The sequence below is a fragment of the Pseudomonas pohangensis genome (assembly GCF_900105995.1).
Classification (GTDB): domain Bacteria; phylum Pseudomonadota; class Gammaproteobacteria; order Pseudomonadales; family Pseudomonadaceae; genus Aquipseudomonas; species Aquipseudomonas pohangensis.
In genome coordinates this window covers 926,093-944,145 of sequence record NZ_LT629785.1, presented here as the reverse complement: position 1 = coordinate 944,145, position 18,053 = coordinate 926,093, and the positions used below count along the sequence as shown (strand labels likewise).

15 protein-coding genes are annotated in these 18,053 nt (G+C 63.1%); 10 read left to right on the top strand and 5 right to left on the bottom strand.

Annotation, left to right across the window (positions count from 1 at the left end; translation table 11 throughout):
- The first annotated feature begins 9 nt into the window (after positions 1–9).
- The 6 genes from BLT89_RS04450 (at position 10) to BLT89_RS04425 (ending at position 7,371) form a co-directional block, all read left to right on the top strand.
- On the top strand, positions 10–990 hold the full coding sequence (locus BLT89_RS04450) for a stage II sporulation protein M (RefSeq protein WP_090193290.1): 981 nt from the start codon (positions 10–12) through the stop codon (positions 988–990).
- The gene (locus BLT89_RS04445; RefSeq protein WP_090193289.1) at positions 977–2,560 is read left to right on the top strand and encodes a DUF4129 domain-containing protein; all 1,584 of its coding nucleotides are present in this window, start codon (positions 977–979) and stop codon (positions 2,558–2,560) included. Before BLT89_RS04450 ends, BLT89_RS04445 begins: the two co-directional genes overlap by 14 nt.
- Positions 2,557–3,906 (top strand): DUF4350 domain-containing protein, encoded by a 1,350-nt coding sequence (locus BLT89_RS04440; RefSeq protein ID WP_090193288.1) that lies wholly within the window; start codon positions 2,557–2,559, stop codon positions 3,904–3,906. The genes BLT89_RS04445 and BLT89_RS04440 overlap by 4 nt, the downstream gene beginning before the upstream one ends.
- Before the next feature lie 99 nt (positions 3,907–4,005).
- Positions 4,006–5,007 (top strand): AAA family ATPase, encoded by a 1,002-nt coding sequence (locus tag BLT89_RS04435; RefSeq protein ID WP_090193287.1) that lies wholly within the window; start codon positions 4,006–4,008, stop codon positions 5,005–5,007.
- 163 nt (positions 5,008–5,170) lie between these two features.
- Positions 5,171–6,502 carry a DUF58 domain-containing protein gene (locus tag BLT89_RS04430; RefSeq protein WP_090198701.1) on the top strand — a complete coding sequence of 444 codons (1,332 nt, stop codon included), beginning with the start codon at positions 5,171–5,173 and terminating at the stop codon, positions 6,500–6,502.
- A gap of 182 nt (positions 6,503–6,684) precedes the next feature.
- Positions 6,685–7,371, top strand: a complete 687-nt coding sequence (locus BLT89_RS04425; RefSeq protein ID WP_090193286.1) for a glutathione S-transferase family protein — start codon at positions 6,685–6,687, stop codon at positions 7,369–7,371.
- A gap of 109 nt (positions 7,372–7,480) precedes the next feature.
- Here BLT89_RS04425 and BLT89_RS04420 read toward each other — a convergent pair whose 3' ends face one another.
- Together BLT89_RS04420 and BLT89_RS04415 are read right to left on the bottom strand one after the other, a co-directional pair.
- On the bottom strand, positions 7,481–7,915 hold the full coding sequence (locus BLT89_RS04420; protein WP_090193285.1) for a DoxX family protein: 435 nt from the start codon (positions 7,913–7,915) through the stop codon (positions 7,481–7,483).
- Positions 7,916–7,945: 30 nt separating this feature from the next.
- A complete protein-coding gene (locus tag BLT89_RS04415; RefSeq protein WP_090193284.1) occupies positions 7,946–8,794 on the bottom strand; it encodes a pirin family protein in 849 nt (282 codons plus the stop codon).
- A gap of 211 nt (positions 8,795–9,005) precedes the next feature.
- Between BLT89_RS04415 and BLT89_RS04410 the strand changes: the two genes are divergently transcribed.
- The gene (locus BLT89_RS04410; RefSeq protein ID WP_090193283.1) at positions 9,006–10,466 is read left to right on the top strand and encodes an O-antigen ligase family protein; all 1,461 of its coding nucleotides are present in this window, start codon (positions 9,006–9,008) and stop codon (positions 10,464–10,466) included.
- A 55-nt stretch (positions 10,467–10,521) separates the two neighbouring features.
- Here the strand turns inward: BLT89_RS04410 and BLT89_RS04405 are convergent, their stop codons facing one another.
- The 3 genes from BLT89_RS04405 to BLT89_RS04395 form a co-directional block, all read right to left on the bottom strand.
- Positions 10,522–10,968, bottom strand: coding sequence for an REP-associated tyrosine transposase (locus BLT89_RS04405; protein WP_090193282.1), 447 nt, complete (start codon positions 10,966–10,968; stop codon positions 10,522–10,524).
- Positions 10,969–11,154: 186 nt separating this feature from the next.
- Positions 11,155–11,877 carry a hypothetical protein gene (locus tag BLT89_RS04400; protein WP_090193281.1) on the bottom strand — a complete coding sequence of 241 codons (723 nt, stop codon included), beginning with the start codon at positions 11,875–11,877 and terminating at the stop codon, positions 11,155–11,157.
- Complete coding sequence (locus BLT89_RS04395; RefSeq protein WP_090193280.1) at positions 11,874–12,599, bottom strand: tyrosine-protein phosphatase; 726 nt, start codon at positions 12,597–12,599, stop codon at positions 11,874–11,876. The genes BLT89_RS04400 and BLT89_RS04395 overlap by 4 nt, the downstream gene beginning before the upstream one ends.
- A 404-nt stretch (positions 12,600–13,003) precedes the next feature.
- Between BLT89_RS04395 and BLT89_RS04390 the strand changes: the two genes are divergently transcribed.
- From BLT89_RS04390 to BLT89_RS04380, 3 genes are read left to right on the top strand one after another with little or no spacing between them, the layout of a single operon-like run.
- A complete protein-coding gene (locus tag BLT89_RS04390) occupies positions 13,004–14,161 on the top strand; it encodes a nucleotidyltransferase family protein (protein WP_157718789.1) in 1,158 nt (385 codons plus the stop codon).
- Positions 14,161–15,819: an ABC transporter ATP-binding protein gene (locus BLT89_RS04385; protein ID WP_090193278.1), complete on the top strand. Its 1,659-nt coding sequence runs from the start codon at positions 14,161–14,163 to the stop codon at positions 15,817–15,819. The genes BLT89_RS04390 and BLT89_RS04385 overlap by 1 nt, the downstream gene beginning before the upstream one ends.
- Complete coding sequence (locus tag BLT89_RS04380) at positions 15,816–17,720, top strand: asparagine synthase-related protein (RefSeq protein ID WP_090193277.1); 1,905 nt, start codon at positions 15,816–15,818, stop codon at positions 17,718–17,720. Before BLT89_RS04385 ends, BLT89_RS04380 begins: the two co-directional genes overlap by 4 nt.
- The last annotated feature ends 333 nt before the right edge of the window (positions 17,721–18,053 follow it).

Below are 18,053 nucleotides of genomic sequence, written 5' to 3'. Positions count from 1 at the left end.
GGCGCCGGCATGAAACAGGCATCCTTCGAGAAGCGCCATCAGTCCACCTGGCAACGCTTTGCCCGCCAGCTTGCGGCCCTGGAACGCGGCAAGCTGAGTGGCAAGGATTGCGAAACCTTTGCCAGCGACTACCGGCAGATCTGCCAGCAACAGGCGCTGGCCGAGGCGCGCGGTTACAGCAACCGGCTGATCGAGCGCCTGCAGCAACTGACCCTGCGCGGCCACCAGCAGTTCTACCGCCACCGCAGCCACCTGCGCGCACGGCTGATTGCCTTCCTGCTCGGCGGCTTGCCGCAGCTGGTGCGCAGCCAGTGGCGCTTCGTGCTGGCGGCGGCGCTGTGCTTCTACGGCGGCATGCTGATCATGGGTCTGCTGGTCTATCTGGTGCCGGAACTGGTCTACAGCGTGATGGACCCGGCCCAGGTGCAGTCCATGGAAAGCATGTACGACCCGGATGCCAGCCGCCTGGGACGCTTCGGCGAGCGCGGCTCGGAGCAGGACTGGGTGATGTTCGGCTACTACATCATGAACAACATCGGCATCGCCTTTCAGACCTTCGCCAGTGGCCTGCTGTTCGGGCTGGGCAGCCTGTTCTTCCTGCTGTTCAACGGCCTGATGATCGGCGCGGTATCCGGCCATCTGAGCCAGATCGGTTATGGCGAACCCTTCTGGTCGTTCGTCGTCGGCCACGGTGCCTTCGAACTGAACGCCATCGTGCTGGCTGGCGCAGCGGGTCTGAAACTGGGTTGGGCCTTGCTGGCAGCGGGCCGCCACACGCGCAGCGAAGCCCTGCGCCTGGCCGCGCAACCGGCGATCCGCCTGCTCAGTGGTGCAGCGCTGTTCCTGTTGCTTGCCGCCTTTATCGAGGCCTACTGGTCTTCCATGACCTACACCGGGCCGGCAGTGAAATATGCCGTGGGTGCCGGCTTGTGGCTGCTGGTGCTGGCCTATCTGGGTCTGGCCGGACGAACAACCCATGCGCCTGACTGACGCCAACGCGGCGATCCGCCCGCGCAGTGCCTGGGAAGCGCTGGATCTCGGCACGCTGCTGGCCCGTCGGCAGGCGCGCCTGCTGGTCAGCAGCTGGGCGTTGCTGACCCTGCCGGTGTTCGCCCTGCTGACCCTGCTGTTCTGGCAAGCGCCGTTCTGGAGCCTGGCCTTGTTCTGGTGGCTCAAGCCGCTGTTCGAGCGCCTGCCGCTGCATATCCTCTCGCGCAGCCTGTTTGGCGCTCCGCCAACACTGAAAGAGGCACTGCGCGCCCTGCCCGACCTGCTGCGGCCGCAACTGCTGGCCAGCCTGACCTGGCGCCGCCTGAGTCCGACGCGCAGCTTCGATCTGCCGGTGCTGCAACTCGAAGGTCTGTCCGGCAGTGCCCGCAGCCAGCGGCTGGTGGTACTCGGCCAGCGCGACAGCGGCGCCGCCAGCTGGCTGACGGTGGTCGGTGTGCATATCGAAAGTGCACTGTGGCTCGGCCTGCTGGCACTGATGTATTTGCTGCTGCCGCAACAGATGGAAATCGACTGGCGCTGGCAGATCCTGCTCGGCAGTGCCGGTGGCGACTGGCTGTGGCTGGAGCACCTGTCCAACCTGTTCTATGCCCTGCTGCTGTGCGTCTGGGAGCCGGTGTATGTGGCCTGCGGTTTCAGCCTGTACCTGAACCGGCGCACCGCACTGGAAGCCTGGGACATCGAACTGCAGTTCCGCCGCCTGCGCCAGCGTCTGGGGGGCTCGGCCTACGCCCTGCTGCTCGGTTTTGCCCTGCTGCTGGCGCAGCCGCACAACCCGCTGCAGGCCGCCGAAGCCGGCCCGAGCACTTGCCCGATTCCGTTTGACGACCCGCTCGGCCCGGACAAACCGCGCCTCGAACATCAGCAGCTGACCAGCTCTGCGGCGCAACAGCAGATCAAGGCCCTGCTCGACCAGCCACCGTTCGAGAACCGTGAAACCGTCACGCGCTGGCGGCTGGGTGATGCCGCTACCGACAAGCCGGCGGACGACAGCGACAGCAGCTGGCTGCAGGGTCTGAAAAACCTGCTGCTTCTGCTTGGCGGGCTGGGCAGCGTGGAATGGCTGGCGCTGCTGCTGGAAGCAATGCTGTGGGGCAGCCTGTTCTGTCTGGTCGGCCTGCTGCTATGGCGTTACCGCGACTGGCTGCGCACCTTCAGCCGGCGTCTGCATCTGCCGCAACGCCCGCGCCGCGATGCCCCCGAGGTGCTGTTCGGTCTGCAGGTGGCACCGCACAGCTTGCCGGACGATATCGCCGGCAGTGCCGAACAGCTGTGGGCCAGCCAGCCGCGTGCAGCCCTCGGTCTGCTCTATCGCGGCCTGCTAAGCCATCTGCTGCACGACTTCCAGCTGCCATTGAAAGGCTCGCACACCGAAAACGAAGTACTGCAACTGGTCCGCCATCTCGAACAACCGGCACTCGAGCAGTTCAGCCAGCAACTCACCCGCGACTGGCAACGAGTTGCCTATGGCCATCAACTGCCCGCCGCTGACGCCGGTCCGCAGTTGTGCGAAGCCTGGCGCGAACTGTTCCCGCAGGCAGGTGGCGCATGAGCCGCCAGCGCAGGTTCTATCTGGGTGCCGGGCTGTTTCTGCTGCTCGGGCTGCTGGCCATTGCGCTGCTCGGCCATCTGCAGCCCTATAACGATGAAGTCAAACACGGCCCGGCGCCGGAAGCGCGCAACAACCCCTATCTGGCCGCCGAAAGTTTTCTGCGCCAGCGCGGCCTGCAGGTAACCCATACCGACGACCTGCACCAGCTGGCCAAGCTGCCCAGTGAGGGCCACACGCTGCTGCTGTTCAGCGACCGTCAGGGCATGAATGCCGACACCGTCCAACAGCTGATGGACTGGACCAGTCGCGGCGGGCATCTGGTGCTGGTCGCCGAACGCCTGTGGGACGAGAAAAAAGCCGCCAGTGGCGACCCGCTGCTCGACCCGCTGGGCATCCAGCAGTTTCTCAGCGCCGACCTGCCGCAGGCGGATCAGGGCGAACCGGGGGCGGATGTCCCCGACACAGGCGTGAACCCAACGGAACCGTCGCAGCCTGCGCAGAGCAGCACCGCTGACCTGCCCACAGAAGATGCGCAAGCACTCGACCATTACCCGCAGCTGACCAAACTCTACCTGCCTGACGAACAAGCGCCGGCCTATGTCGGCTTCGATACCGAATTTCACCTCAACGACAGCCAGAACCGCGCCCATGCCTGGGCCAACAGTGGCGATGCCACCCATATGCTGCAGTTGTATGCCGGCGCCGGCATGGTCACCGTGCTGACCGACGTCTGGCTCTGGGAAAACCAGCAAATCGACCTGCACGACAACGCCTGGCTGCTCTGGTACCTGACCCAGGACAGCACGGTACAGCTGGTCTACCGTGCCGACCGGCCGAACCTGCTGAGCCTGCTGTTCAAGCATTTCCCGCTGGCCGTCAGCGCCCTCGCCCTGCTCGCCCTGTTCAGCCTGTGGTACCACGGCGTGCGTCAGGGTCCGTTGCTGGCGCCGGTCAGCCGCGCGCGGCGGCAACTGCAGGAGCACTTGCACGGCAGCGCCGACTTCCTGCTGCGGCATGGCGGGCAGCAGGCACTGCTGACGGAGCTGCAGAAGGATATCCGCCAGTGTGCGCAGCGCCGCCATCCCGGTTTCGAGCGCTTGCCGGTAGCCGAACAGTGGCAGCTGCTCGGTGGTTTCAGCCGGCTGACTTCCGGCACCATCAGTCAGCTGATGCGCCCGCCGGCCAAACAAGCGCTGGCGGCAGCGGCCTTCACCCGCAAGGTCGGCCAGTTGCAGCAGCTGCGTAATCGTCTGGACCGGGCCAACGCCGGTAGTGTCAAACCCGAATCAGCCATGCGTAAAAAGGACCCAGCCAAACCATCAACGGCCGCACCGCCAACCCTGTAGGAGCGGGCTTGCCCGCGACAGGGCAGCCGACTCGCTATCGCGGGCAAGCCCGCTCCTACAGAAGCCTTCATCGACCCATTTTCAGAACAGGACACGACCATGAGTGATCAACCCGCAGCCCCGGCGCCGAACCAGAGCAATACCAACCGCCAGCGTGCCACCCAGCTGGCCCAGGCCCTGCGCGGCGAATTGCAGAAGGCAGTGATCGGCCAGAATGCGGTGATCGAGGATCTGCTCACTGCCCTGATCGCCGGCGGCCATGTGCTGGTCGAGGGCGTTCCGGGCCTCGGCAAGACCCTGCTGGTGCGTGCGCTGGCGCGTTGCTTCGGCGGCGAGTTCGCGCGCATCCAGTTCACCCCCGACCTGATGCCCAGCGACGTCACCGGCCATGCGGTGTACGACCTGCAGTCCGAGCAGTTCAAGCTGCGCAAGGGTCCGGTGTTCTGCCACCTGCTGCTGGCCGACGAGATCAACCGCGCCCCGGCCAAGACCCAGGCCGCGCTGCTGGAGGTCATGCAGGAACGTCAGGTCACCCTGGAAGGCCGCGCCCTGCCGGTGCCGCTGCCGTTCCTGGTGATGGCCACGCAGAACCCGATCGAACAGGAAGGCACCTATCCGCTGCCCGAAGCCGAGCTGGACCGCTTCATGCTCAAGCTGCGCATGGACTACCCGCAACAGGACGAAGAGCTGGAGATGGTGCGCCAGGTGACCCGCTCGGCACGCGGCGAGATTCTCGATGTAGCGGCGCTGCGCACCCTGCTGCAACCCAAGGACGTGCTGGCCCTGCAGAAGATCGCCAGCGACCTGCCGATCGACACCCAGGTGCTCGACTACGCCGTGCGTCTAGCGCGTACCACGCGCAGCTGGCCGGGCCTGGTCCTCGGCGCCGGCCCGCGTGCCTCCATCGCCCTGGTGCGCGGCGCACGGGCCCGCGCCTTGCTGCGTGGCGGCGACTTCGTGCTGCCGGATGACGTCAAGGGCTGCGCGCTGGCGGTGCTGCGCCACCGCGTGCGCCTGTCGCCGGAACTGGATATCGAGGGTCTGACGGTGGATCAGGTATTGCAGCAGTTGATCAACCAGGTGCCGGCACCGCGCTTATGAGCCTGTTCAGGATGTTTGCCTATAACAGCACCGAGCTGCCGGGGCGCGTGTATCGGGACGATGCGCTTTCCTCGGCACAGAGCTACAGGTGGCGGTTAAATATCGAAGAAAGTGTTGCGAGCCAGCTCATCAGCAGAGGCCGGCTCATTTGAACTCCACCACCCTGAAACCCTCCCGCCGCCTGCTCGGCCTGACCGCTTTGGTCGCCGGACTGGCCATCCTGCTCGGCACTCTGCCGCTGCTGGATATCGAGCTGCCCGGACTGCTCACCCCGCTGAGCTGGGGCCTGTTGTGCGGCCTGTTGTTGATCGCCCTGGTCGACGCCCTGCTGCTGCGCCGCCTGCCAACGCCCACGGCAAGCCGCGAACTGCACGGCAACCTGCCGCTGGGGCGCTGGAGCGAGGTGCGCCTGAGCCTGCAGCACAGCGGCAGCAGCGCACTGCAGATCGGCGTGTTCGACCATGTACCGGCCAACATGGAATGTGACGACTTTCCCCGGACAGTGACCCTGCTACCCGGCCAGTCCAGCACATTCAATTACCGCTTGCGCCCGCTGCAACGTGGCCATTTCCACTTCGCTGCCTGCGAGTTGCAGCTGCCCGGCCCGCTGGGCCTGTGGCAAGACCGGCGCTTGCTGGAGCTGCCCGGGCAGACCCGCGTCTACCCCGACTTTACCCGCCTGCACGGCGCCGGTCTGATGGGCGTGGAAGACTGGCTCAACCGGCTCGGCGTGCGCCAGCAGCCACGTCGCGGTCTGGGCATGGAGTTTCACCAGCTGCGCGAATTCCGCGACGGCGACATCCTGCGGCAGATCGACTGGAAAGCGACCGCGCGCAAACGCACGCCGATCGTCCGCGAGTACCAGGACGAACGTGACCAGCAGATCATCTTCCTGCTCGACTGCGGCCGGCGCATGCGCAGCCAGGACGGCGAGCTGTCGCACTTCGACCACGCGCTGAATGCCAGCCTGCTGCTGGCCTATGTCGCCCTGCGCCAGGGCGATGCCGTCGGTCTGAGCACCTTTGCCAGCGAACAACCGCGCTTTCTCGCCCCGACCAAGGGCCCGGCGCAACTCACCGCGCTACTCAATACGGTGTACGACCTGCACAGCAGCCAGCGCCCGGCCGACTACGCGGCGGCAGTCAGCCAGTTGCTGGCGCGGCAGAAGCGCCGGGCGCTGGTGGTGGTGCTGAGCAACCTGCGCGACGACGAGGACGAGGAACTGCTGGCCGCGCTCAAGCGCCTGGGCCGCCAGCATCGGGTGCTGCTCGCCAGCCTGCGCGAGGAGGTTCTCGATCAGCTGCGCGAGCAGCCGGTAGAAAATTTCGACCAGGCGCTGGCTTACTGTGGCACTGTCGGTTACCTGAATGCGCGCAGCAGCCTGCACGAACGCCTGCTCGCCCATGGCGTGCCGCTGCTGGACGTACGCCCCGGAGAGCTCGGCCCGGAACTGGTCAGCCGCTATCTGGCCTGGAAAAAGGCCGGCGTGCTCTGACACAGCAGCAGCCACGCGGGGTGGGCCTAGGGTGGGCTTCTGCCCACCAAGACAATTGCACTGGAGTGCGGTGGGCTGAAGCCCACGGATTTTACCCAACACGCATATTGCATATATGCGCCGCTGAACAGAATCATGCCCGATCAATGAATTCCAACTTCAACACCCCAAGGACTTGCCCGATGCTCACTCTTCATCACCTGGAAACCTCCCGTTCGCAGCGCATCCTGTGGCTGCTGGAAGAACTGAAAATCCCCTATGAGCTGAAGGTCTACCAGCGCGACGCGAAAACCCGCCTGGCACCGCCGGAACTGAAAGCCGTCCACCCGCTGGGCAAGTCGCCGGTGATTACCGATGGTGAAATCACCGTCGCCGAATCCGGGGCGATTCTCGAATATCTGGTGGAAACCTATGGCGATCTGGGCAAGAAGGAGCTGGCCAAGCTGAACCCGCCTGTCGGCAGCGAAGAACACCGGCAGTGCCGATTCTGGATGCACTACGCCGAGGGCTCGCTGATGAACTGGATGGTCATGAAGCTGGTATTTACCACCATCCCGACCCAGCCGATGCCGTTCTTTGTGCGACCGATCGCCCGCAAGCTCTGCGAGCAGGTTCAGCAGAAACTGGTCGATCCGAACGTCAACACTGCGCTGGCGTTCATGGACCAGCATCTGGCCAGTCACAAGTGGTTTGCCGGGGACAACATCACGGTGGCGGATTTCCAGATGAGCTTTGCCGTGGAAGCCGCCCTGGCGCGTGGCAGCGCTGCCGGCCAGTATCCACACCTGCAGGCCTACCGCGAGCGCCTGGTGAAACGCCCGGCTTACCAGCGGGCAATCAAGGTTGGCGGCCCGGTGATCATGTCCTGATCAGCAGGCCGATTCGGTCGCTTTCACAGAGTAATCGTAGGGTGGGCATCAGCCCACCACTACCCTGCCCGACTGAACAATGGTGGGCTGAAGCCCACCCTACACAATCTTACGCACTGCGCACCAGCAGGCGATCCAGCGACAGCCGTCCGGCTCCGGAAATCAGCAGCGCCAGCGACGCAACCAGCAGCACGAACGCGTACTCGTAGCCGCCGTTAGCGAGGAAGAACCCGCTGCTCCAGTGCGCGCTGAAAATCGCCACCAGCATGGTAAAGGCAGTCAAAGCGGCTGCCGGACGGGTCAGCAGGCCGAGCAACAGCGCCAGCCCGCCAAAGAACTCGGCACCACCGGCCAGCGCAGCCATCAACAGGCCCGGCTGCAAACCGATGGACTCCATCCATTGCCCAGTGCCTTGCAAGCCATGGCCGCCAAACCAGCCGAACAGCTTTTGCGCGCCATGCGGGATCAGCGCCAGGCCCAGGCCAACCCGCAGCACCAGGCCGGCCAGCGAGTTATCAGTAGCGAGAATTTTCTGCAATTGCATGGTGTAGCTCCTTTGTGAGTAATGTCGCAATCAATGGGTGTTGCTCAGTGAACCAGCATGGTAGTCGGCGATTGCCTGGCGGATTTCAGCTTCCGTATTCATCACGAACGGCCCGTGCTGCACAATCGGTTCGCCCAGCGGCGTGCCGGCCAGCAACAGCAGGCGCACGCCCTGCTTGCCTGCAGTCAGCGTGACCTGCTCGCCCGTGCTGAAGCGCACCAGCTGGCCCTTCTGGATGGTCGAGCCGACCTCCAGCGCGCCCTCGTAGACATAGGCCAGCAAGGTGTCACTGGCCGGCAATTCGAGGCGCAAGGCGGTTGCCGCCGGCAGATGCAAATCAAGACTGCGCGCCGCTGCTGCCATGCTGTCCAGCGGACTACCCAGCGTGCGGCCATCAAGCTGCCAGCTGCCGCCGAACACACGCAGCGTTGCGCCGTTTTCCAGCGTGATCAGCGGCAGCTCCTCGGCCGTGGCCTGACGGTATTCCGGGGCTTTCAGCTTGTGCGCCGCCGGCAGGTTGATCCACAACTGGAAACCGTGCAGCAGGCCCTCATGGATCAGCGGCATTTCCGAGTGAATGATGCCGCGCCCGCTGGACATCCATTGCGCGCCACCATTGCGCAACTCGCCGCGATTGCCGAAATCGTCTTCATGCACAAAGCCGCCGGAGAGCATGTAGGTCAGGGTTTCGATGCCGCGATGGGGGTGAGGCGGAAAGCCGCCGACATAATCGGCCTGATCATCCGAACGGATTTCATCGAGCATCAGAAATGGATCCATATCGTGCTGACGCTGGCCCACCACGCGCTGGATGCGCACGCCATCGCCATCACGGCTGCTGCGTGCCGGCAGAATCTGCTGGACTACCCGGGTATTCATGGAGCCTCCTGAAAATCGTGTTTGATCGGTAGGCAGCGATATTGCATCTACAAAACAAATATGAATAGCGCAATTAATCCTGCATAAATATCTATTTATTCGATTTGTATCGATCAAGCTCACCCCTGCACCGTACGGGGTTACAGCCATCCCGCAGAAGCCCCTACAATCCACCACGTGTAAACCCATGCCGCTACGGACCAGCCCCGCAATGCCTCAACCCAGCAGTCTTGCCGAACGCTTTCTCGTAGCCGGTCTACTCCTGCTGCTGCTGTGGCTGCCTCTGCCGCTGGGCAGCAACCGCGACTGGGCGATCGGCGTGCTGCTGCTGGGTATCGGCGTGCTCGGACTGGGCTGGGCCTGGGCGCGCTGGCGCGGCCTGCTCGGGCACCACAGCCAGAACACCCTGAAGGCGGCACGGCCGATGGTGCTGTTGCTGCTGGCTGCACAACTGTGGGTAGCCGTGCAGTGGCTTGGCGGGCTCAGTGTCGACAGCGGCGCGACCTTCCAGAGCCTGCTGCTGGGTCTGGGCTACTGCCTGCTGTTCATGCTCTGCGTCAGCCTGTGCCACACCCGCAAGCGCCTCAGCCTGCTGCTCGGCACGCTGGTGGTCAGCGGCACACTGCAGGCGTTCTGGGGCTCGTTCATGACCCTGTCGGGTACCGAATGGCTGCTGGTCGGGCCGAAGACCAGCGGCGTTGGCGTGGCCAGCGGCACCTTCATCAACCGCAACCACCTGGCCGGCTATCTGGAAATGACCCTGGCCTGCGGCATCGGCCTGATGCTGGCCCTGCGCGATGGGCGACCATTCAGCTGGGTGAACCTGCTGGAGCTGCTGCTGGGGCCGAAAGCCCGTCTGCGCCTGGCACTGGTGGTGATGGTCATTGCGCTGGTGCTGACCCGTTCGCGCACCGGCAACAGCGCCTTTTTCATCAGCCTGTTGCTCACCGGCGGGCTGTTCGTGCTGATCGAAAAACAGCACCGCCTGCGCAACAGCCTGATCCTTGGCAGCATCATCCTGATCGACGTGCTGATCATCAGCCAGTACTTCGGCCTTGAGCAGTTGAAAGACCGGCTGGTCAACACGCAACTGCGCGATGTGGTGGTCGAAGGCGTGGTGGTGCAGAAGTCCACCGAGGACCGCCCGGATGTGTTCGCCTATGCCTACCCGCTGTTGCTTGAAAAACCCTTGACCGGCCAGGGCGCCGGCAGCTTCGAGGCAGCCTTCCCGAAATACCCGGGCGCCGATATTCGCCTGCGCTTCGACCACGCCCACAACGATTATCTGCAGTTCGGCATCGAGTATGGCCTGCTCGGCAGCCTGCCACTGGCCGCCTTCATGCTGCTGGCGCTGTGGCATGCGCTGCGCGCCCTGTGGCAACGCCAGTCGGTGTATCGCAGCGGCGTGGGTTTCGGGGCAGCCATGGGCATCATCGCCCTGCTGATCCACTCCGGCACCGACTTCAACCTGCAGATCCCGGCCAACGCCGCCACGCTGATCATCCTCTGCGCCATCGCCGTGCTGGCCGGCAGTCACAGCCATCCGCACAAGAGACACCACGCAAGAGAAACCGGTGTAAAAACTGTAGGTACGGCGACAGCTGTGGGAGAGGCAGCATCTGTGGGAGCGGCGACTCGCCGCGATAAAGCCAGCGCCAATCAATCCATATAAAGCAAAAGCTCGTGCCGGGTCGGCACTCCCACAAAATCTACTCCACAAAACAGGCCTACAACCAGACAGCATCCCAATGCGGGTAGAGCCCGACTCGCTTCACCAACCCCGCCCTTAACGGATTAGTAACGACATACCGGGCCAACGCCGGCAAATCGTCATCACTGCGCAACGCCCTGTCATGAAATCCGTCCTGCCACACCGGCCGACCAAGGCGTTTGGCCGAAATTGACTTGACCCGGCCAACCACCACTGACAACGCCCCCTGCTCAAGCTGCACCAACCAATGCAAATGATCCGGCATCACTACAAACGCAAGGGTTTTGCAGCTTCCAGAAGCGGACTCGATTCTCAGTATGTTGACCAGAAGTCTGGCTGCCTCGAAGTCTGCAAACACTTTCCTGCGCTGCAACGTAGCAGTAGTCACCAGGTAAATTTGCCCGGATTGTGAAAAGCGGCCCTTGCGCAGCAGACGGGAAGAACCCTTGCGTATTTCTGGCATATGGAAATCCTTTTCCATTGGATACAAATCTCGCCCCTAAGTCGTGGCTCCCACACAAACATATAACCGAAATGGAGTACCGAACCAGTGGGAGCGGCGACTCGCCGCGATTAAGCCAGCACCGGGATATGAACATAGAGCAAAAGCTCGTGCCGGATCGGCACTCCCACAAAGGATGTGGCAACTTCAGTGCTGGCATTCCACCGCTGGCTTCTCGCTATCCAGCACCCCACAGACCTGCTGCAGGGTGCCGGTCTGCCCTGCCAGTTGCAGTAGCTGTTGCGCTTCAACCGGACTAAAGGCTGCCACCCGCCGTGCCGACTCCAGCGTCGCCTGACGTTGATCGGTGCTCAGATGCGGCCAGGCAATCAGGCCGACCTGTACCAGCTCGCGGTTCACCGCGATGCGCCACGGCCCCAGGGCAAAGGCCTGGGTTAACGCATGGGCAAACTCGTCATCGAACTGCTGCAGATACAGCTTGGCGTGGGCCAGTCGCGCCCAGCTATCCGGCCAGGTCGGGCGGGCGCTGACCGAAGCGCGGTAGGCATCCAGCGCGGCCTGCCGCGAAGCCTGTGCAGCCGGTGCGGCAAACGGCTGGCGGAACTGTTTCCAGCTGTAGATACGGCCCAAGCGATCCAGGCGTTCACCGTCGGCCACCGGATACAGGTTGATGGCGCGCTGTGCGGCGGCATGGGCGATATCCCAGGCGCGTGCGTCCGGCTCATTGGCTGTGGTCTCCCAGGCGTCGAGAAAGGCTTCGGCCTGATAATCGGCAATCCCCGCCAGCAGCAGACGTCCGCCAAACAGCAGCAGCCCGATGGCCAGCAGCCCTGCCAGCAATGCCGAAATCCGCCGCCGCATCAGCCGCTGGCCCAGACCGGTGCGCGAAGATTCAAGCACAGCACTCACTGAAAATGGCCCTGAGCAATCTGCCAGGGCGTTTGCAGCACCAGTGCCTCAGCCTGTGCTTCGCCAATCAGCTGAGCGGCTTGCTGCAAGCCGTCAGTCAGAATCGGTGGCCGATAATCAACGTTATGCGCATCGCTAGCCAGAATGCTCACCAGCCCCTGCTGCAGCAGGTCATGGGCGATGGCCTGGGCGGCCGGGCCAAAACTGCCGGCCACCGAACCGGCCGTCACCTGCAGCAGGCAGCCCTGCTCGATAAACGGCTTGAGCCGTGACGGTGTGCGCATGATGCCCTTGTTGCGCTCCGGGTGGGCGATCATCGGCAGAATATTGCGCTGCAACAGCCAGTCGGTCATGCGCTCGGCGGCAAACGGAATCTCGCCATGGGGGAACTCCAGCAGCAGCACCTTTCTGTCCTGCCATTCGCCCAGAAACGGAATGCTGCCCTGGGCAATGCCCTGCATCAGCTCGGCACCGAAACGTACTTCCGCCGCCGTGGCGACCTGTAACGGGATACCCACCTGCGCCAGTGCTGCAACAAACTGCCCATGGGCGGCCTGAATGGTCGCCGGCGTGTTGTCGTAGCGCCCCGGATGAATATGTGGCGTGCACACCAGATGCGTGATGCCATCAGCCACGGCGATGCGCGCCAGCTCCAGCGCGGTGTCGAGATCAGGCGCCCCGTCATCGATGCCGGGAAGCAGGTGGTTGTGCAGGTCGATCATGGGGGCTATTGCCGGGTCATTTACAATATTAAAGGCAGATTCTATGCGACCGCAGTTACACGGAGTAAGGCCCATGTTACGCAGGTTTCATAACAAGCAAGTTGTCGCGTTTAATCCACTGCGGCTCAATGACACCTTGCCATGAGCGCTTTTGCGGGAGCGGTGCCTCGCCGCGAAAACTTTCAAGCTTGTGCCAAGGGCAGCACTCCCACAGGTAGCATGTCGTTACGGTGGACGGTCACGGTTGCCGCTGCCCGACGAGTATGATGTCATTCGGCCGCTTCGGGGCGGCCCGAGTTGCCCTCCACCAACTTACAGATAGAGTGTTGCGCCCATGTGGGTTTTTACCTGCCCGTCATTCTGCTGCGCTGATGTTGCGCGGCCAAAAAATCCGGCAACCGACAGTGCCTGAGACGGCGACGATCGACAATCTGCTGGCCCGCACATTGGCCGGTGAAGCGTCACCGTGGCCGGCAGAATGGCAGACTAGCCAAGAGCAACTGCTGCTTGTGCAGCGGGTGATTTATCACGGCATCGCCGGCTTGCTGTTTGAACAGTCCGCACAGTTGCTCAACTGGCCGCAGAGTGTACTCGCGGCCCTGCGCGAGCAGAGCATCGCCCTGACCATGTGGGAAATGCGCCACAGGATCGTGCTCGGCGAACTGCTCAAAGCCTTCAGCCAGGCCGGCATTCAGCCGCTGATTCTCAAGGGCAGCGCCTTTGCCTATGACCTCTATGCCACACCCGCCAGCCGTGCCCGTGGCGATAGCGATCTGTTTATCGCGGTGCAGGATGTGCCGCGAGCCCGCGAGTTGCTGGCCGGCCTCGGCTATCAACTGCTCAGCGAGCAACACGAAGATCTGGAAGACCTGAACCTGCAGGAGCTCTGGGAACTGGTCACGCCAGACGGCAGCCGCCACGACATCGACCTGCACTGGCGGGCCCTGAACTCGCTGGCGCTGCAGGAGCTGTTCGATTTCAACCAGTGCGCAGCCCATTCGCTGCCGTTAGCAAAACTGCACCCGGCCGCACGCGGACTGGACCGGCCAAGAGCCCTGCTGCATGCCTGCCTGCACCGCGCCCAGCACATCAGTACGCCCTACCATGTGGATGGCGTGACTTATTACGGCGGCGACCGGCTGATCTGGGCCAACGACATACATCTGCTGGCCAGTGCGCTGACGCCAGCGGATTGGGCGCAGCTGTGCCAGATCGCCATTGCAAACGGCAGTGCCGGGGTCTGCCTGAATGGTCTGGAAATTGCTCAATCGCGGCTCGGCACACCACTGCCAGCAGACGCAATGGCGCGCCTGCGTACAGCGCCCGGGCAGCACGCCACCAGTTACCTGCTGGGCGGGCGCCAGGTACGCCGGGCACTGCTGGATCTGCGTGCGATTCCGGGCCTGCAGCGCAAACTGCGTTTTATCCGCCTGCGCCTGTTGCCTTCGGCCAGCTTCCTGCGCGAGAAGTACCCACGCATGCGCAACTCACCACTGCTGTTGCTGCACCTGCGCCGGCTGCTGGACTTTCTCCGGCCGCGCCCCAAAGGAATGAAGCACTGATGCAACTGCGCAGCCTGCTCACCTACGCCGCACCCTATCGCGGGCGTCTTGCCTTGGTCGCAGCGCTGATGCTGGCCAGCTCGGCAGTGACCCTGGCCGTACCCTGGCTGGCCGGACAGATGCTCGGTGGCATTTTCAGTGAGCAGGCGCAGGATCTGGGCAAGCTGGTCGGCTGGCTGTTGCTGGCACTGCTGCTGATCACCCTGCTGAAAATCATCGTCGCCAATCTTTCCGGGGCCGTCTCGGCACGCATGCTCGCCGACCTGCGCCAGCGTGTGTATGACCACCTACAGAGCCTGCCGCTGGCCTTTCACCAGGCGCACCGCCAGGGTGACACACTGGCGCTGATGACCTATGAAGTGGCGCGCCTGAGCCAGTTTCTCAGCAGCACCCTGATCAGCATTCCGCCGCTGTTGCTCACCGTGCTCGGCGCCTGTGTGCTGATGTTGCGCATTGATCCGCTGCTGGCCCTGCTGGTGCCGCTGCTGGTACCGGCCTTCTATCTGATCCTGAAAATCGTCGGCCGGCGCCTGCGCGGGCTGGCGCAACAGCTGCAACAGGCCGAGGCCGGGGTGGTCGGGCTGGCCGAAGAAAATCTGGAGATGCTGCCGGCGCTGAAAAGCTTTACCCGCGAGCGCGAGGAATCGCAGCGCTACCGCACGCATATCGACCACGCCATGCAGCTGACGCTGAAAGAAAACCGCATCTACGCCGCCATGGAGCCGCTGATCGGCCTGGTCGCCGCCGCGGCTGCCGTACTGCTGCTGTTTTTCGCGGGCAAAAGCGTACACGCCGGTAGCCTGAGTCCTGCCGAGCTGTTCAGTTTTCTGTTCTACGCGGCGCTACTGACCCAGCCGGTTGGCACTTTGGCCAACCTCTACGGACAGATCCAGACCACCCGCGGCACTCTGGCGCGCCTGCAGAGCGTGCTGCGCGAAAAGCCCGAAACCGGCTACTCGGCAACTGGAAAGCTGGAGCGCGCCGAGGGCGAGATTCGCGTGGAAGGCCTGCGCTTTGCCTACCCCGGCCGCGACACCACCCTGCACGGTATCGACCTGCTGATCCGTCCCGGCGAAACCGTGGCCCTGACAGGCCCCAACGGCGCCGGCAAAAGCACCCTGATCGCCCTGCTGCTGCGCATGTACGAACCCGGCGCCGGGCGCATCCTGCTTGACGGTCAGGACATCGCCGGCATCAACCTCAAGGACCTGCGCCGGCAGATCGGCGTGGTACCGCAGCGTGCATTGCTGTTCAACGGCAGCGTGCGCGCCAATATTGCCTACGGCCTGCCCGGCGCCACTGATGCGCAGATCGAAAAGGCCGCACGCCTGGCCCAGGCCTGGGAATTCATTCAGCATCTGCCACAAGGCTTCGACACGCAGATCGGTGATCACGGCGTGCGCCTGTCCGGCGGCCAGCGCCAGCGCATCGCCCTGGCCCGCGCCTTCGTCAAGGACCCGCCGATTCTGGTTCTCGATGAAGCCACCTCAATGTATGACCTGGAAGGCGAAAGTGCCTTCGTCGAAGCCTGCGCTGATGCCCTGCACGACCGCACAGTGATCCTCATCACCCATCGCCCGGCCAGCCTGGCTTTGGCCCAACGCATCCTGCGCATGGAAAGCGGCGTGCTGGTCGAAACAACGGAAACCAATACATGAGCGGTATCTGCGGATTGTTTTTCCTGGATGGCACTACGCCCCAGCCCGGCCAGATCGAAGCCATGAGCGCACCCCTGCAACGGCGCGGCCCGGATGGCACCCATCATTATCAGGACGGCCCGGTTGCACTGGGTCACACCCTGCTAGCCACCACGCCCGAAGCTCTGCATGAAAGCCTACCGTTCCTCGATCCGGCCAGCGGCTGCTGCATCACCGCCGATGTACGCTTGGATAACCGTGAAGAACTGCTTCCCGCTTTGGGCCTAAACGAAGTAAGCCGTGTGATCGGCGATGGCGAATTGCTGCTGCGCGCGTACCTGCAATGGGGCGAAGCCTGCCTGCAGCATCTGCTCGGCGACTTCGCCTTCGCCATCTGGGATCCACGCAGCCAGCGGCTGTTCGCCGCCCGCGACCAGATGGGCATGCGTCAGCTGATTTACAGCCATGTGCCGGGCAAGCTGTTCGCCTTTGCCAGCGAACCACGCGCCGTGCTCAAGGCGCCCGGCGTGCCGCGACGGATCAACGAAGGGCGCATCGCCGACTTTATCGAAGACTATCTGGAGCCAATCGACCTGACCTCGACCTTCTTCGAAGAAGTCTACCGCCTGCCGCCGGCACACTGCCTGAGCGTCGATGCCAGCGGCCTGAACATCCGCCGCTACTGGGAACTACAACCACAACCGCTGCTGAAGCTGGATAGCGATCAGGCTTACGTCGATGCCTTTCTCAAGGTATTTACCCAGGCCGTAAAAAGCCGTTTGCGCAGTGCCGGTCCGGTCGGCTCGATGCTCTCCGGCGGCATGGACTCCGGCTCGGTAGTGGCCGTAGCCACACGCCTTTTGCAGGCGGCTGGAAGCGGCCCGCTACAGACTTTTTCCGCAGTTGGCCCCGACCCTGAAAGCTGCATCGAAACCCGCACCATCTTCGAATCAATCAAGGTGCCCGGTATACAGCCGCATCTGATCAGCTGGGCAGAAATGCAGCCGGATGCCGAAGAGCTGCTGCGTCTGCTGAAAGAAGTCGATGAACCCTTTGACGCACAGATGAACCTGATCCGTGCGGTCTACCTGCGCGCCCAGCGCAACGGCATCAAGGTCATGCTCGATGGCGTTGCCGGTGATGTGATGCTGTCCTACAGCGACCGCATCATCCAGCTGCTGCGCAGCGGCCACTGGCTGCAAGCCATCCGGGATGCGCGCGGCGAGGCCCGTTTCTGGGGCGATGGCAGCGGCTGGCTAAGGCCCTTGCTGTTGTACATTCGTCGCGCTATCACACCCAACTGGGCACGCCGTCTGCGTAACCGATTACGCGATCCCAGCCAGGTCACGCCAAATCCGCTAATGAACCCGGCACTGGCCAAACGGGTCAACCTCGCCGCACGGGTCGAACAGAACCGCAGCCATGGACTGATTGAACGCATCGACTTTGCCCGCACCCGGGTAAACGCGCTGAGCCAGAGCCATCTGGTGGTCGGCCGCGAACGCTACGACCGCACCGCCGCCGCGCTGGGCATCGAACCGCGCGATCCATTTATGGACCTACGGGTAGTGAATTTCTGCCTGTCGCTACCCGGCAGCCAGCTGGAATCTGGCGGTTGGCCGAAAATCCTGCTGCGCCGGGCCATGCAGGGCCTGCTGCCCGATGCTGTGCGCTGGCGACGCGGCAAACAACATCTGGGCTGGACCTTTACCACGCGCTTGCTGGATTACTGTCCGGACTGGAAAAGTTCTCAGCCATCAGATACAGAAGCTATCAACCCCTGGCTCAAGCCGAACATACTGGATGCAAGTGGACATATTCCAGCTGAGCCCTTAGAGTTCGAACGAATGATGGCTTTGTTCCTGACCAACTGGTGGGTGCAAAACGCCAAATTGACGGGAAGCACAGACCCGCTGAGATAATTTTAGAGCGCAGTTATGACGCAGCCAAATAAAAAAGAACTAACAGAAAAATTCGCTTTATATTCGACCCCTACCCTGATTATTTATGGGGAGATGAGGAAGTTTACTGCCTCAGGAACGGGGAGTACTGCTGAATCTGTTTTTCTCGGTGCGTGTACACCACCTAATGGCTGGGCCTCCATGACGAATTTTTGTATGGAATACCAACGCTCATAGTACAGAACGCCTACAAAGACATTTGATGTTTCCTATGCAGCACTTAGGCACGCCATCCAATTAATGGTTCTCACGGTCTGCGTGGTAAACAATCCGGGACGCCCTGAAGCTGGTGCG